We start from the raw sequence: 13,615 nt of genomic DNA, 5'->3' as shown, positions 1-13,615 counted from the left end.
GCCCCGTCCGTTCGGGCGGGGTCATTTCTTTGCCCACCGGCCCACCCGTATGGGTGACGGTGGCTCCGGCGGTGGAGCCGTTGTGAGGGCGCGTGGGGGGGGTGCGCGGCCCTGGGGGCTGTGCCCCCCCAGACCCCCCTTCGGCCCGAAGGGCCTCTTCGTCGGGCGCCGGACGGGCTGGTGGGTGCCGACCCCGGCGTCCATGGCAAGAGGGCGTGTGTCACATGGCCCTCCGGTACCGCCGACTGCAATCGCCACCTATCGTCAGCGTCATGTTCGCCGTCTACGCCGCCCGAATCGACCGCGACCAGCCGCTCAACGGCCTTGAGCTCGGGGACCGTCCCGCCCCCGAGGCCCGGCCCGGCTGGAGTACCGTCAACGTCAAGGCCGCCTCCCTCAACCACCATGACCTCTGGTCGCTGCGGGGCGTGGGGCTCCCGGAGGACCGACTGCCGATGATCCTCGGGTGCGATGCCGCCGGCGTCGACGAGGACGGCAACGAGGTCGTCCTGCACTCCGTGATCGGCCAGAGCGGTCATGGGGTCGGGCCCAGGGAACCCCGTTCCATCCTGACCGAGCGTTACCCGGGCACGTTCGCCGAGCAGGTCGCCGTGCCGACCTGGAACATCCTGCCCAAGCCCAAGGAACTCTCCTTCGCGGAGGCGGCCTGTCTGCCGACGGCCTGGCTGACGGCGTACCGCATGCTCTTCACCAACGCCGGTGTGCGCCCCGGCGATTCGGTGCTCGTACAGGGCGCCGGCGGCGGTGTCGCCACGGCCGCGATCGTGCTCGGCAAGGCGGCGGGGCTGCGGGTCTTCGCGACGAGCCGGGACGAGGCCAAGCGGAAGCGGGCCCTGGAGCTGGGCGCCGTGGAGGCGGTGGAGTCGGGGGCGCGGCTGCCGCAGCGCGTGGACGCCGTCATCGAGACCGTGGGCGCGGCGACCTGGTCGCACTCCGTGAAGTCGCTGAAGCCCGGCGGCACGCTCGTGATCTCCGGTGCCACGAGCGGCGACCGGCCCTCGCACGCCGAGCTGACCCGCATCTTCTTCCTCGAACTCAAGGTCGTCGGCTCCACGATGGGCACCAAGGACGAACTGGAGGACCTGCTCTCCTTCTGCGCCGCCACCGGCGTACGTCCCGTCATCGACGAGGTGCTGCCGATGGACCGGGCGCGGGAGGGCTTCGAGCGGATGGAGTCCGGCGAACTGTTCGGGAAGGTCGTGCTCACCAACGACTGACCGTTCTGAGGGTTCTGACGGTTCTACGACTGCTGACGGCGGGTTCGGTTCTCCGAGCCCGCCGTTTCGCGTGCCGTGCGGGTGTTCGTGTCAACTTTGGTTGACAGGAGTGGAGTGTCAACGTAAGTTGACATCATGACCGAAGCAACGGATCTCGCCGAGCGCGCCGGCGACCGCGATCCACGGGTCGGACTGCGTGCCGTCGCCGCACTGCGCAGGCTGCTGGAGCAGTTGGAGGCCGTGCAGGTGCGCAGTGCGCGCAATCAGGGCTGGTCGTGGCAGGAGATCGCCGCGGAACTCGGAGTCAGCAGGCAGGCCGTGCACAAGAAGTACGGGAGGCATTGATGTTCGAGAGGTTCACCAAGGACGCCCGTGAGGTGGTGCAGGGCGCGGTCGAGGAGGCGGAGCGGGGCGGGGCGCGAACGGTGGAGGCCGAGCACATGCTGCTCGCGCTCCTCGAACGGGAGGGCAGCCGCGCCTCCTTCGCCCTGGCCTCCCTCGGAGTCACCGGTGCGGGCAAGGAGTCCGTACGGGAGGCAGTCGCCGAGGTGCGGCGGCGGGCCGGACTCTCCCGGGCCGAGGCCGACGCTCTCGCCGGGCTCGGTATCGACGTCTCGGAGATCGTCGCCCGGGTCGAGGAGGTGCACGGCGTCGGTGCGATGTCCGGCGACCGCAAGGACAAGGGCCGGTGGTCGGGGCGCCGCAGCTTCGGCCGGGACGCCAAGGACGTCCTGGAGAAGGCCCTGCGCACCGCCGCCTCCCACGGCGACCGACACATCGGCGACGAGCACATGCTGCTGGCCCTGACGGTCCGGCGGGGGGTGGCGGCCGAGGTGCTCGCGGATCACGGGGTGACGTATGAGTCGGTGAGGCGGGTGCTGTATGGCGGGGGTGGGGAGGCGAAGGCGGGGTGAGGGGAGGAGCGGTGAAGGCGGAGTGAGGGGGCGGGGCGGGCGGCGAGGCGCCCGCCCCCGCTCAGACCCTCGGCCCCCGCAGTGCCGCCCCGATATGCGCCGCCGCCGTCGACAAGTGGCGGCGGACGTCTCGGAGTTGGTCGTCCGTGACGCCGTGGTCGCGGGCGGCGTCGCGGATGTCGTCGCGGAAGCGGTCCAGGAGGCGGTCCAGGTCGCGGGCCGGGTCGCCGGTGGCGTCCTCGTGTGCCCAGGACGGTTCGTATTCGGCCGGGAAGTCCTCCGGAGTGTGGGAGTACTCCGGCTTCGGGGTCGAGGTGTCGGTGCCGCCCCGACCGAAACCGAGGTCCTTCGCGAACTCCTTGCCGTAGTCCTTCCCGAAGTCGCCGAACTCCTTGGCCAGTTCGGTCAGACTCTCACGCACCCCCGTCGGCCAGTCGCCCCGCGCGAAGTGGTCCTGCACCTGCTCCTGCACCCGGCGGGCGATGCGCTGCAACTCCTCCTGCGCCTGGGCCCGGGCCCGCTCCTGCGCCTCCTTGGCCTGGCGCCTGGCCCGCTGGGCCTCCTCGCGGGCCCGGCGGCTCTCGTCCTTGGCGCGCCGGGCCTGCTCCTTCCATTCCTGCTTGACCCGCCGCATCTCCTCCTTGGCGGCGCGCCAGGACTCCTTGTCGCCGTACTCCCCGAAGTCACCGTAGGCGCCGTCCTGTTTGCCCGGCCCCTTGGTGCGCGCCTCGGAGGCCGCAGCCCGCATCTCGCGCCGCAGATCGCCCGCCGCGCCGCGCACATCGGCCCGGATCTCGGCGGCGAGCTCGGCGACCGACTCGCGGATCTCCAGCTCCAGATCGGCCAACTCGCCACTGCGGTCGGCCAGTTCCTCGCGGCCGGCGTCCGTGATGGCGTACACCTTGCGGCCGCCCTCGGTGGTGTGGGTGACCAGGCCCTCGGCCTCCAGCTTGGCCAGCCGGGGGTAGACGGTGCCCGCCGACGGTGCGTACAGCCCCTGGAACCGCTCCTCCAGGAGACGGATCACCTCGTAGCCGTGGCGCGGGGCCTCGTCCAGGAGCTTCAGCAGGTAGAGGCGGAGGCGGCCATGGGCGAAGACGGGGGGCATGTCAGAGCACCTTCTTGTCGGTCGTGCCGTCGGCCGGGGCGTCGCTCGCGCGGTCCCCCTGGCCGGAAACGGAATTGTCCCCCGAGTCGCTGGGTGGGTCGGACGCCGGGGTGTCCGCCGGGCCCGCGTCTGCCGTACCCGCTTCCGTGGGTGCTCCCGCTTCCGCTTCCGCCCCCGTTTCCGCGTCCTCGACCAAGGGTCCGATGTCCTCGGGGTCGACGTCCCAGGGCTCCTCCTCCGCCTGAGGCCGCCGCAGCAGGGCGATCGAGCCCGAGACCGTGGTCGCCTTGAGGCTGCCGTTGCCCGCGCCGAGCCGGCCGGTGATCCGCTTGGCGCCCCACTGGCCGCTGACCCGCAGGTCCTCGAAGGCGTTGGAGACCGAGCCGCTCGCGGTGTTCGCCTCCACCTGTGCGTCCGCCGGGTGGGGGAGGCGGATGGCGATCTCGCCCGAGACGTTCGCCAGGACGATGTCGGTGGGGCGGCTCGCCGAGTCGATGTCGACGATCATCGAACCGCTCACCGAGTCCGCCTTGACCGAGGAGCCCGCCTCCACCACGGTCAGGTCCCCGGAGACGGAGTTGAAGCGGAGGTCGCCGCGCAGGGCCTGCGCCTCCAGGTTCCCCGAGACGGTGTCGGCGCGGACCGGGCCGGTCAGCCGCACCAGGGTCGTGTCCCCGGTGACGCCCTTCACCTCCGTGCGCCCCTCGATCCCGGAGACCACGGCCGCGGCGCCGACCACGCCCACCTCGACCCGGGTCTCGGCCGGCACCGCCAGGGAGACCACGGCACTGCGCCGCCAGCCCTTGCGGTCGAGCCACTTGAGGAAGCCCTTCCAGGGCAGGTCCTCGTAGGCCACGGTGAGCACACCGCCCTGCTGGGTGACCGCCAGGGGCGGTCCCTCGATCTCGGAGACCTCCAGGCGGGCGGAACCTTCGTCCGTGCCCACCACGTTCACCGTTCCGTTGACGATGCGTACGTGGAGCTCGCGCACGGGCTCGTCGAACGTGAGCTTCCGCGGCTCTGAGACGGACCACTCGGACATGGTGCAGACCTCCCGTAGCAACGCGCCATATCGCGTCTTCCTCATTTCACGATATATCGCGGCCACGGAAAGTCAAGACACTCTTTCTGGGGATGTTCACGGCCCCGAACGTGACCCACGAGGCGAATCACCCTAGTTTGTGACCATGTCGACGGATGCATCGCGTACCGGCCCCGCCTCGGGTGCCCTACTGCTCTGCCGGGCCGAGCCCGACTCCGTCGCCCCCGCCGCCCACCTGTTGCGCGAACCCATGCTGCTCACCCCCGCCGGCGACACCTGGAGCGCCCTCGTCCCCGAGGGCCAACCCTGGCGGCAGGCCGGCGAACCCGTCGACCGCGTCCTGACCGGCTGGGCCACCGCCCTCGCCGTCGGCGCCCCCTGGCCCGCACTCGCCCTGTGGTGGGACGCCGACCGCGCCGGCTACACCCTCGCCTCCGGCTTCCGCCGCCCCGTCGGCTACGTGTGGCTCACCAACGGCACCCCGGCCGGCGAGGACGAGGCCATGCGCACCTTCGCGGCCCGCCTCGGCCTTGATCCCGTCCTGGACGTCCAGGCCCTCGACCACCTGACGAAGCCGGACCCCGAAGTCGACGGTCCAGCGCGCCTACGGGGCCTGCTCGCCGTACTCACCCACGCGGGCGTCACCCTCCCCACGGGCCTCACCCCCGGCGAGCCCGCCGATCACCTGCGCGAGGCCGCCCACGCCCAGCCGGACGCGCGCCCGGTGGAGCGGCCGGGCCGGCGGCAGGCCGTACGGGCGGAGCTGGACATGGTCGACAGCAGCCCTCTGAGCCCCTGGCTCCCGTGGTCGGGCACACCCCGCTCGCGCGCCCTGGCCCTGGCCCAGGTGGCGGCGGGGCTGCCGCTCACCGTCTGGGGCCTACGACGGCGCAGTGGCGGCTGGACCGCCGCGGGGGCGCTGCTGCTGGCGCACGGGGCGCTGGGGCTGACGTACGAACTGATCCGCCCACGCGACTGAGGGGCACGAGCCCCCGCGAGACCGACGCGCACGAAAAAGGGGCGCCGCGCGGGCACCCCTCGTCTTCCCCGTCCGCCTACTCGTCGTCCTCGTCGTCCAGCCGCGCCAGCCATGTCGCGAGCCGCTCCACCGGCACCTCGAAGTCCGGGTTGAGGTCGACGAACGTACGCAGCTGCTCGGCAAGCCACTCGAAGGTGACCTCCTCCTCGCCGCGCCGCTTCTCCAGCTCTTCGATGCCTCGGTCGGTGAAGTACACGGGATGCTCTCCTGGGACTGGGCCTGGGGCCTGGGGGTCGTACTCCTCCAGGTTATGCGGCCCCGCGCACTGCCCGTACTGCTCGGTTTGCGCTCCGCACAAGCGCCGGGCGGTCATGCATGGGCGCGGGACGCGATCGGCCCCACCACCTCACCCGAGGCGATGGGGCCGACCTGTCGATCCGGTCGATCAACCGATGTTCACAGGCTCACGCCTCGAACACCTCACGCACCAGCTGCTCCTGCTCGGCCTGGTGACGCTTGGCCGAGCCGACCGCCGGCGAGGAGCCGTGCGGGCGGGAGATGCGGCGCAGGCGCTCGCCGTGCGGGATGTCCGCGCCGACCGCCAGGTCCAGGTGGTCGATGAGGTTGAGGGCGATGAAGGGCCAGGCGCCCTGGTTCGCCGGCTCCTCCTGGGCCCACAGGTACTTCTCGGCGTTCGGGTACTTGGCGATCTCGGCCTGGAGCTCGGCACCCGGGAGGGGGTACAGGCGCTCGAGGCGGATGATCGCCGTGTCCGTGACACCGCGCTTCTGACGCTCGGCCTCGAGGTCGTAGTAGACCTTGCCGGCGCAGAAGACGACCTTCTTGACCGCGGCCGCGTCGACCGACGTGTCGCCGATGACCGGGCGGAACTGACCCGACGTGAACTCCTCCGTCTTCGACGCGGCGGCCTTCAGGCGCAGCATCGACTTCGGGGTGAAGACCACCAGCGGCTTGTGGTGCGGGTTGTGCACCTGCCACCGCAGGAGGTGGAAGTAGTTCGACGGGAGGGTCGGCATCGCGACCGTCATGTTGTTCTGGGCGCAGAGCTGGAGGAAGCGCTCCACGCGCGCGGACGAGTGGTCCGGACCCTGGCCCTCGTAGCCGTGCGGGAGGAGGAGGGTGACGCCGGACGTCTGGCCCCACTTCTGCTCCGCCGCCGAGATGTACTCGTCGACCACCGTCTGCGCGCCGTTGACGAAGTCGCCGAACTGCGCCTCCCACATCACGAGCGCGTCGGGGCGGGCCAGCGAGTAGCCGTACTCGAAGCCCATGACCGCGTACTCGGAGAGCAGGGAGTTGTAGACGTTGTAGCGGGCCTGCTCCTCGGCGAGGTACTGGAGCGGGGTGTGCTCCTCCCCCGTCTCGCGGTCGATCAGGACCGCGTGACGCTGGCCGAAGGTGCCGCGCTGGGAGTCCTGCCCGGAGAGGCGGACCGGGGTGCCCTCCAGCAGGAGGGAGCCGACGGCCAGGGTCTCGCCCATGCCCCAGTCGATCGTGCCGTCCTCGACCATCGCCGCCCGGCGCTGCAGCTGAGGCAGCAGACGCGGGTGTACGTGGAAGTAGTCCGGGATGTTGACCTGGGACTCGGCGATCCGCTTGACGACCTCCGTGGAGATCGCGGTGTTCACGGCGACCGGGAACTCGGCCTGCGGGTCCGAGACCGGGCCGGTGCCCTGCTGGGCCGTGATGGCCTCGCGGACCTCCGTGAAGACCTTCTCCAGCTGCCCCTGGTAGTCCTGCAGGGCCTGCTCGGCTTCCTCCAGGGTGATGTCGCCGCGACCGATCAGGGACTCGGTGTACAGCTTGCGCACCGAGCGCTTCTTGTCGATCAGGTCGTACATCAGCGGCTGGGTGAAGGCCGGGTTGTCCGACTCGTTGTGACCGCGGCGGCGGTAGCAGATGAGGTCGATCACCACGTCCTTGTTGAACGCCTGGCGGAACTCGAAGGCGAGCCGCGCGACGCGGACCACGGCCTCCGGGTCGTCGCCGTTCACGTGGAAGATCGGGGCCTCGATCATACGGGCCACGTCGGTGGCGTACATCGACGAGCGGGAGGACTCCGGGGCCGCCGTGAAGCCGACCTGGTTGTTGATGACGATGTGGACCGTGCCGCCGGTGCGGTAGCCGCGCAGCTGCGACATGTTCAGGGTCTCGGCCACCACGCCCTGGCCCGCGAAGGCCGCGTCACCGTGCAGGGCGACCGGCAGGACGGTGAAGTCCGTGCCGCCCTTGTTGATGATGTCCTGCTTGGCGCGGGCGATGCCCTCGATGACCGGGTCGACCGTCTCCAGGTGGGACGGGTTCGCGGCCAGCGAGACGGTGATCTGCTCGCCGTCCAGGCCGGTGAAGGTGCCCTGGGCGCCCAGGTGGTACTTCACGTCGCCGGAGCCGTGCATCGACTTCGGGTCGAGGTTGCCCTCGAACTCGCGGAAGATCTGGGCGTACGACTTGCCGACGATGTTGGCCAGCACGTTCAGCCGGCCGCGGTGGGCCATGCCGATGACGACCTCGTCCAGGCGGGACTCGGCCGCGCTGTCGATGACCGCGTCGAGCAGCGGGATGACCGACTCGCCGCCCTCCAGGGAGAAGCGCTTCTGGCCGACGTACTTCGTCTGCAGGAAGGTCTCGAAGGCCTCCGCGGCGTTCAGCCGGCGCAGGATGCGCAGCTGCTCCTCGCGCTCCGGCTTGGTGTGCGGGCGCTCGATGCGGTCCTGGATCCACTTGCGCTGCTTCGGGTCCTGGATGTGCATGAACTCGATGCCGGTGGTGCGGCAGTACGAGTCGCGCAGCACGCCGAGGATGTCGCGCAGCTTCATCAGGGACTTGCCGGCGAAGCCGCCGACCGCGAACTCGCGCTCCAGGTCCCACAGGGTGAGGCCGTGCTCGGTGATGTCCAGGTCGGGGTGCTTGCGCTGGCGGTACTCCAGCGGGTCGGTGTCGGCCATGACGTGGCCGCGGACCCGGTAGGAGTGGATCAGCTCGAAGACACGCGCGGCCTTGGTGACGTCGTCGTCGTGCGAGGCGTCGATGTCCTTGAGCCAGCGGACCGGCTCGTACGGGATGCGCAGGGCCTCGAAGATCTCGTCGTAGAAGCCGCTCTCGCCGAGCAGGAGGTTCGCGACGATGCGCAGGAACTCGCCGGAGGCTGCGCCCTGGATGACCCGGTGGTCGTAGGTCGACGTGAGCGTCATGACCTTGGAGATGCCGAGCTTGTTCAGGGTGTCCTGGCTGGTGCCCTGGAACTCCGCCGGGTAGTCCATGGAGCCGACGCCCATGATGACCGACTGGCCGGGCATCAGACGCGGCACGGAGTGCACGGTGCCGAGGCCGCCCGGGTTGGTCAGGGAGACCGTGACACCCGAGAAGTCGTCCATCGTCAGCTTGCCGTCGCGGGCGCGGCGGACGATGTCCTCGTAGGCCTGCCAGAACTCGAAGAAGTTCAGCGTCTCGGCCTTCTTGATGCCGGCGACGACGAGCTGGCGGTCGCCGTTCGGCTTCACCAGGTCGATGGCGAGGCCGAAGTTGACGTGCGGCGGCTTGACGAGGGTGGGCTTCCCGTCCTTCTCCGCGTAGTGCCAGTTCATCGACGGCATCGTCTTGATGGCCTGCACCATCGCGTAGCCGATCAGGTGCGTGAAGGAGATCTTCCCGCCCCGGGCGCGCTTGAGGTGGTTGTTGATGACGATGCGGTTGTCGAACAGCAGCTTCACCGGGACCGCGCGGACCGAGGTGGCGGTCGGCAGCTCCAGCGAGGCGTTCATGTTCTTCGCGACGGCGGCGGCGGGACCGCGCAGGGTCACCAGCTCCGGGCCGTCGGTGGCCTGGGCCGCGGGCGCGGCCTTGGCGGCGGCGGGCTGCGCGGCGGGGACGGGCGCGGCGGGCTTGGCGGCAGCCGGAGCGGCGGCGGGCGCCGGAGCGGCGGCCGCGGGCTTCGGCGCCGCGGGGGCGACCGGGGCCGGCGCGGGGGCGGCGGGGGCCGCGGCGGGCGCCGTAGGAGCTGCCGCGGTGGTCCCTGCGGCCCCCGCGGCCGCAGTACCCGCCGGAGCCGAGGCGGTGGCCGCTCCCGGCTTGTAGTCGGCGAAGAAGTCCCACCAGGCTCGGTCTACCGAATTCGGGTCCTGGAGGTACTGCTGATAGATCTCGTCGACGAGCCACTCGTTGGGACCGAACGCAGCTGCGGGGTTCTTCCCGGCTTGGTCGTCGGTCGAGATGCTCGAGTTACTGGGGGACTGTGGCGACACGGCGGCAACCGCCCTCTTCCGCTTCTCACAAGGTGATGGACAGCGGGAATAAAGGCTACGCCTCCATGGCCGGGTAGGTCAGGCCGAGCAAGGTCATCGTCGCGTAAGTCACATCGGAAAGCGTGTTTCGGGCGTGGTTTTGGCGGGAAACAAGCGTGGTTCCGTTACGACTTGGCCCTGCCCGGGGTGCACGGACGTAAGCCCTGCAGGCACGGCCTGCGGGCGTGTTCCTGATCACACGTGTCCGCCGACGCGGAGGCAGGTGGATCTTGAGGCTCCGGTTCGGACTTTACGTCAACTTTGAATGGATGTCTCTCCCGGAAGGGTGACGAGGATCCGGCAGCCACGCTCGGATTCGGCCACTCCGATCCGGCCTCCGTGCAGATCGACGGCCCAGCGGGCGATCGCGAGCCCCAGGCCCGTACCGCCGTCGCCGCCGTGTCCGCCGTGTCCGTTCGACGCACCCGCGCCGCCCCGGTTGAAGCGTTCGAAGACGCGGTGCCACTCCGAGCGGGGGATGCCGGGGCCCTCGTCGAGCACCTCCAGCTCCAGCGACTCGGGCAGCGTGCCGCGCCGGGCCTTCACGATCACGCGGCCGTGCGCGGGGCTGTGCTTGACCGCGTTGTCGATGAGATTCGCCACTACCTGGTGGATGCGCTCGGGGTCCGCGTGCGCGGTCAGCTCCGGCGGCGAGACGTCGAGGTGCAGATGGACGTCCGTACGTGTGCTGCTGCCGGAACCCGAGGCGATGCCCGCGCGCGCGGGCACGGCCATGTTGGCCTCCTTGAGGACACCCGAGAGGTACGGCCACACCTCGAAGCGCCGCTGCCGCAGCGGTATGACGCCGTTGTCCAGCCGCGACAGGTCGAGGAGCGTCTCCACCAGCCGGCCCAGCCGCTCGGTCTGCTTCAGGGCCGTGCGCATGGTCTCGGGGTCGGCGGTGGTGACGCCGTCCACGATGTTCTCCAGGACGGCACGCAGCCCCGCGATGGGCGTCCGGAGCTCGTGCGACACATTGGCCACCAGCTCCTTGCGCTGACGGTCCTGGGCCTCCAGGTCGTCGGCCATGCGGTTGATCGTCTGGGCCAGGTCGCCCAGCTCGTCCCGCCGGTTCTCGCGCACCCTGCGGGTGTAGTCGCCGTGCGAGATGGCGCTCGCGACCGCGTTCATGTCGTCCAGCGGCGCGGTGAGCGAATGGGCCACGAACTGCGTTATCAGCAGTGTGGCGATCATCGAGAAGACCGTGATGAAGCGCAGCTCCGTCGCCGTGCGCATCGCGATCATCATCAGCCCGGTGGTGATGAGGACCGCGATGACGACCAGTGCGCCCAGCTTGGTCTTGATCGAGAACGGGCGCAGACCGCCCCAGGGCTCCTGCTCCCCGGGGCCCCTGCGTGCGGCCGGACCGCCGCTCATGGCGTCGGGGTCTCCAGCGCGTAGCCCACGCCGTGCACCGTGCGGATCCGCTCGGCGCCGATCTTCCGGCGCAGCGCCTTGATGTGGCTGTCGACGGTCCGCGTGCCCGACGCGTCCGCCCAGTCCCACACCTCGGCGAGCAGCTGCTCCCGGGAGAGCACCGCGCGGGGAGTGTTGGCGAGGCACACGAGCAGGTCGAACTCGGTCGGCGTGAGGTGGACATCCTCACTCCTGACCCGCACCCGCCGCTGCGCGTGGTCGATCTCCAGCTCGCCGAGGCGCAGGATGCCGCTTCTCGGCGTCGCGGCGGCCAGTGCCGCCCGCTCCACCCTGCGCAGCAGGACATGCACCCGCGCGGCCAGCTCCCGCATGGAGAACGGCTTGGTCATGTAGTCGTCGGCGCCGACACCGAGCCCGACCAGCATGTCGGTCTCGTCGTCGCGCGCGGTGAGCATCAGCACCGGTACCGGACGGGCGGCCTGCACACGGCGGCAGACCTCCAGACCGTCGAAGCCGGGCAGCATGATGTCGAGGATCAGCAGATCGGGCTGCCAGGCCTCGGCGGTGTCGACGGCGGCCGGGCCGTCACCCGCGGTCTGCACGAGGAAACCCTCGGCGCGCAGGCGGGCCGCGATGGCGTCCACGATGGTCGGGTCGTCCTCGACCACCAGGACCCGGCGCTGTGCGCCCGGGGTCGCCGTCGTGCCGTTGTGGGATGTGTGGGTCTGCTCCATCGCCCGCCCCTGAGTTGCTTTCCGGAATGTGTGGGGGTCATTCCGCTGACTGGCAGTGCCTGCGCATGCTTGCGATTGACGCTTGAATGATCCGCGTCAGGGAAGCAGAGTACGGGGAGTAACCGCGCTTCGGCTATCCAGGTCGGACGGCGAGGTGCACGACGTCGGGAACGCCCCGGGCAACCGGGATCTCTTCGGTACGCACCCGTTGGAACCCGGCATTCCAGAGTGTTCCTTCAAATTCCGGAGAGGGCTGCGCCGACCACACGGCCAGTACCCCGCCGGGTTTCAACACCCTTGCGCAGCTTGCGAGTCCGGCCGGTGAGTACAGTCCTTCGTTGCCGTCCGTGACAGTCCAGTCGGGACCGTTGTCGATGTCCAGGCAGAGGGCGTCGTAAGTGGTGGATGTCTCACGGAGGTGGGCGACGAGATCCGCTTCCGCGATGTCGGTGCGCGGATCGGAGAGGGCATCGGCCGACATTTCCGAAAGCGGCCCGCGCTCGTGCCAGTCGATGACGGCGGCTTCCCTCTCTACGACGGTGATGGCGCCCCATCGCGGATTCTCGGCCGCGTGTGCGAGCGAGAAGCCGACGCCGAGGCCTCCGATCAGCAGGTTCGGCTTCGGTCTGTCCTCCAGTGCGTCGAGCGCGACATCGACGAGCAGCCGCTCCGAGCGCCCGTCCGAGGTGTCCATCAGGAAGCACCCGTTGGCGATGATCTGGAGCAACTCACCGTGCCGGCGCAGCACCACCTCGCCGTAGGGGCCCTCGCGACGGTCCAGGACGACGGGGGCGTCGCAGATGTCGTAGGCGTCGCGGCTGGCGGTCATGGGTCCATCCTGCACGAATCGGGGCCGGCGGCCGGGGGAATTACGGGTGACGGCGAGGGATCGCGAGCGGCTCTCCACCTGCTTCTCGCGTTCCTCCCGCGCGCCTCGCGCGGGCCGCCGCCGGTGCCTACGCTCGAAGCAGCGAGAGTTCGGCGAGTTCGGCGAGTTCGGCGAGAAGTGCGTGATCCCAACCCCGCCTCCCCCACCACCCCAGCCACCCCCCTGGCCCTGCGCGCCGCCGTCACAGCGCGTCTCTCTCTGGCCGCCGGGCTTCTCGAACCGGAGGCGCGGCGGCTGGCGCTCGCCGAGGAGGCCGTGGGTGTCGCTCGTGCGGTCGGGGACCCGGCGACCCTGGCCACGGCGCTCGCCGCCCTGTGCGACGCCCGCCCCGGTCCCGACCACTGTCGTGACCGGCTCATCTGGTCCGGAGAGATCGTCGGTCGCGCCGGCGAGCCGCGGTGCCATCCACGCCGGCGACGCCTACTACGGCGCCCCCGGCCACCTCCCGCTCGTCTTCGCCGGCACCGAGATCGTCGAGTTCAGCCCCACGGCGGAACTGAACCGCACGATGGAGGTCGTCGGCCGCAACCTCGCCGGAGCCCAGTCATGACCACGACCACGACCACGCCCACAACCACAGGCACGACCGACACCCGCGTCCGGGAACTCGCCGAGCTCTTCGTACGGTTCCTGGAGACCAACACCGCCCCCGACGGGCTGTTCACGGACGATGTGTTCCTCGACCTGACCGTGCCCCAGTGGCGCCTCCAGTCGCGGGGCCGCGACGAGCTCGTCGCGGTACGCCGACGCAGTCATCCCTTCCTCGGCGCCGTCCCGCGCCACCGGGTGGACGCCACTCCGACCGGCCTTGTGCTGGAGTTCGAGAAGAGCTGGGAGGACGAGCGAGGCACCTGGTACTGCCGGGAGTTGATGCGCGCCGAGATCCGGGACGGCGCGATCAGCGAGGCGTCCGTCTACTGCACGGGTGACTGGGATCCCGCCACCCAGGCGGCGCATGCGAAGCAGGTGTCCCTCTTGAGGCCGTGAGCTCCCTTCCCCGGCCCGGTCGGGATCGACGTACTCACCGATGAAC

Annotated in this window: 13 protein-coding genes; 6 read left to right on the top strand and 7 right to left on the bottom strand. The window is 70.5% G+C overall.

All coding sequences use genetic code 11. The features are described 5' to 3' along the window. Positions 1-272: 272 nt before the first annotated feature. From ACWC09_RS30545 to ACWC09_RS30535, 3 genes are all read left to right on the top strand, one after another. Entirely contained in the window at positions 273-1,238 is a 966-nt protein-coding gene (locus ACWC09_RS30545) for a zinc-binding dehydrogenase (protein ID WP_450854133.1), read from the top strand. Between the two features lie 135 nt (positions 1,239-1,373). Beyond that, positions 1,374-1,583 (top strand): helix-turn-helix domain-containing protein, encoded by a 210-nt coding sequence (locus ACWC09_RS30540; RefSeq protein WP_016437953.1) that lies wholly within the window; start codon positions 1,374-1,376, stop codon positions 1,581-1,583. Continuing rightward, positions 1,583-2,152 (top strand): Clp protease N-terminal domain-containing protein, encoded by a 570-nt coding sequence (locus tag ACWC09_RS30535; RefSeq protein WP_450854132.1) that lies wholly within the window; start codon positions 1,583-1,585, stop codon positions 2,150-2,152. The genes ACWC09_RS30540 and ACWC09_RS30535 overlap by 1 nt, the downstream gene beginning before the upstream one ends. A 61-nt stretch (positions 2,153-2,213) precedes the next feature. Here the strand turns inward: ACWC09_RS30535 and ACWC09_RS30530 are convergent, their stop codons facing one another. Continuing rightward, positions 2,214-3,260, bottom strand: a complete 1,047-nt coding sequence (locus tag ACWC09_RS30530) for a helix-turn-helix transcriptional regulator (RefSeq protein ID WP_450854131.1) — start codon at positions 3,258-3,260, stop codon at positions 2,214-2,216. 1 nt (position 3,261) lies between these two features. Then, positions 3,262-4,302 carry a DUF4097 family beta strand repeat-containing protein gene (locus ACWC09_RS30525; protein ID WP_450854130.1) on the bottom strand — a complete coding sequence of 347 codons (1,041 nt, stop codon included), beginning with the start codon at positions 4,300-4,302 and terminating at the stop codon, positions 3,262-3,264. A 145-nt stretch (positions 4,303-4,447) separates the two neighbouring features. On the opposite strand from ACWC09_RS30525, the gene ACWC09_RS30520 reads away from it, so the two are divergent. Further along, a complete protein-coding gene (locus ACWC09_RS30520; RefSeq protein WP_450854129.1) occupies positions 4,448-5,281 on the top strand; it encodes a hypothetical protein in 834 nt (277 codons plus the stop codon). Between the two features lie 76 nt (positions 5,282-5,357). Here ACWC09_RS30520 and ACWC09_RS30515 read toward each other — a convergent pair whose 3' ends face one another. The 5 genes from ACWC09_RS30515 to ACWC09_RS30495 all read right to left on the bottom strand — a co-directional run bounded on the left by ACWC09_RS30515 (position 5,358) and on the right by ACWC09_RS30495 (position 12,522). Beyond that, positions 5,358-5,537 (bottom strand): DUF6104 family protein, encoded by a 180-nt coding sequence (locus ACWC09_RS30515; RefSeq protein WP_003992906.1) that lies wholly within the window; start codon positions 5,535-5,537, stop codon positions 5,358-5,360. Between the two features lie 208 nt (positions 5,538-5,745). After that, positions 5,746-9,543 carry a multifunctional oxoglutarate decarboxylase/oxoglutarate dehydrogenase thiamine pyrophosphate-binding subunit/dihydrolipoyllysine-residue succinyltransferase subunit gene (locus ACWC09_RS30510; protein WP_450854128.1) on the bottom strand — a complete coding sequence of 1,266 codons (3,798 nt, stop codon included), beginning with the start codon at positions 9,541-9,543 and terminating at the stop codon, positions 5,746-5,748. Between the two features lie 294 nt (positions 9,544-9,837). Next, on the bottom strand, positions 9,838-10,959 hold the full coding sequence (locus tag ACWC09_RS30505) for a HAMP domain-containing sensor histidine kinase (protein WP_450854127.1): 1,122 nt from the start codon (positions 10,957-10,959) through the stop codon (positions 9,838-9,840). Beyond that, positions 10,956-11,693 carry a response regulator transcription factor gene (locus ACWC09_RS30500; protein ID WP_058923261.1) on the bottom strand — a complete coding sequence of 246 codons (738 nt, stop codon included), beginning with the start codon at positions 11,691-11,693 and terminating at the stop codon, positions 10,956-10,958. The genes ACWC09_RS30505 and ACWC09_RS30500 overlap by 4 nt, the downstream gene beginning before the upstream one ends. Positions 11,694-11,826: 133 nt before the next feature. Then, on the bottom strand, positions 11,827-12,522 hold the full coding sequence (locus ACWC09_RS30495) for a spermine/spermidine synthase domain-containing protein (protein ID WP_450854126.1): 696 nt from the start codon (positions 12,520-12,522) through the stop codon (positions 11,827-11,829). A 406-nt stretch (positions 12,523-12,928) separates the two neighbouring features. Between ACWC09_RS30495 and ACWC09_RS30490 the strand changes: the two genes are divergently transcribed. Together ACWC09_RS30490 and ACWC09_RS30485 are read left to right on the top strand one after the other, a co-directional pair. Beyond that, positions 12,929-13,132 (top strand): hypothetical protein, encoded by a 204-nt coding sequence (locus tag ACWC09_RS30490; RefSeq protein WP_450854125.1) that lies wholly within the window; start codon positions 12,929-12,931, stop codon positions 13,130-13,132. After that, positions 13,129-13,569 (top strand): hypothetical protein, encoded by a 441-nt coding sequence (locus tag ACWC09_RS30485; protein ID WP_450854124.1) that lies wholly within the window; start codon positions 13,129-13,131, stop codon positions 13,567-13,569. The genes ACWC09_RS30490 and ACWC09_RS30485 overlap by 4 nt, the downstream gene beginning before the upstream one ends. The last annotated feature ends 46 nt before the right edge of the window (positions 13,570-13,615 follow it).

Source organism: Streptomyces sp. NPDC001617, assembly GCF_053596855.1.
This window is presented reverse-complemented; position numbering and strand designations above follow the sequence as displayed.

What these genes read in the sequence shown, in the direction of transcription:
- ACWC09_RS30545 (WP_450854133.1), top strand. Translation starts at nt 273, where the DNA reads ATGTTCGCCGTCTACGCCGCCCGAATCGACCGCGACCAGCCGCTCAAC.
- ACWC09_RS30540 (WP_016437953.1), top strand. Translation starts at nt 1,374, where the DNA reads ATGACCGAAGCAACGGATCTCGCCGAGCGCGCCGGCGACCGCGATCCA.
- ACWC09_RS30535 (WP_450854132.1), top strand. Translation starts at nt 1,583, where the DNA reads ATGTTCGAGAGGTTCACCAAGGACGCCCGTGAGGTGGTGCAGGGCGCG.
- ACWC09_RS30530 (WP_450854131.1), bottom strand. Translation starts at nt 3,260, where the DNA reads ATGCCCCCCGTCTTCGCCCATGGCCGCCTCCGCCTCTACCTGCTGAAG.
- ACWC09_RS30525 (WP_450854130.1), bottom strand. Translation starts at nt 4,302, where the DNA reads ATGTCCGAGTGGTCCGTCTCAGAGCCGCGGAAGCTCACGTTCGACGAG.
- ACWC09_RS30520 (WP_450854129.1), top strand. Translation starts at nt 4,448, where the DNA reads ATGTCGACGGATGCATCGCGTACCGGCCCCGCCTCGGGTGCCCTACTG.
- ACWC09_RS30505 (WP_450854127.1), bottom strand. Translation starts at nt 10,959, where the DNA reads ATGAGCGGCGGTCCGGCCGCACGCAGGGGCCCCGGGGAGCAGGAGCCC.
- ACWC09_RS30500 (WP_058923261.1), bottom strand. Translation starts at nt 11,693, where the DNA reads ATGGAGCAGACCCACACATCCCACAACGGCACGACGGCGACCCCGGGC.
- ACWC09_RS30495 (WP_450854126.1), bottom strand. Translation starts at nt 12,522, where the DNA reads ATGACCGCCAGCCGCGACGCCTACGACATCTGCGACGCCCCCGTCGTC.
- ACWC09_RS30485 (WP_450854124.1), top strand. Translation starts at nt 13,129, where the DNA reads ATGACCACGACCACGACCACGCCCACAACCACAGGCACGACCGACACC.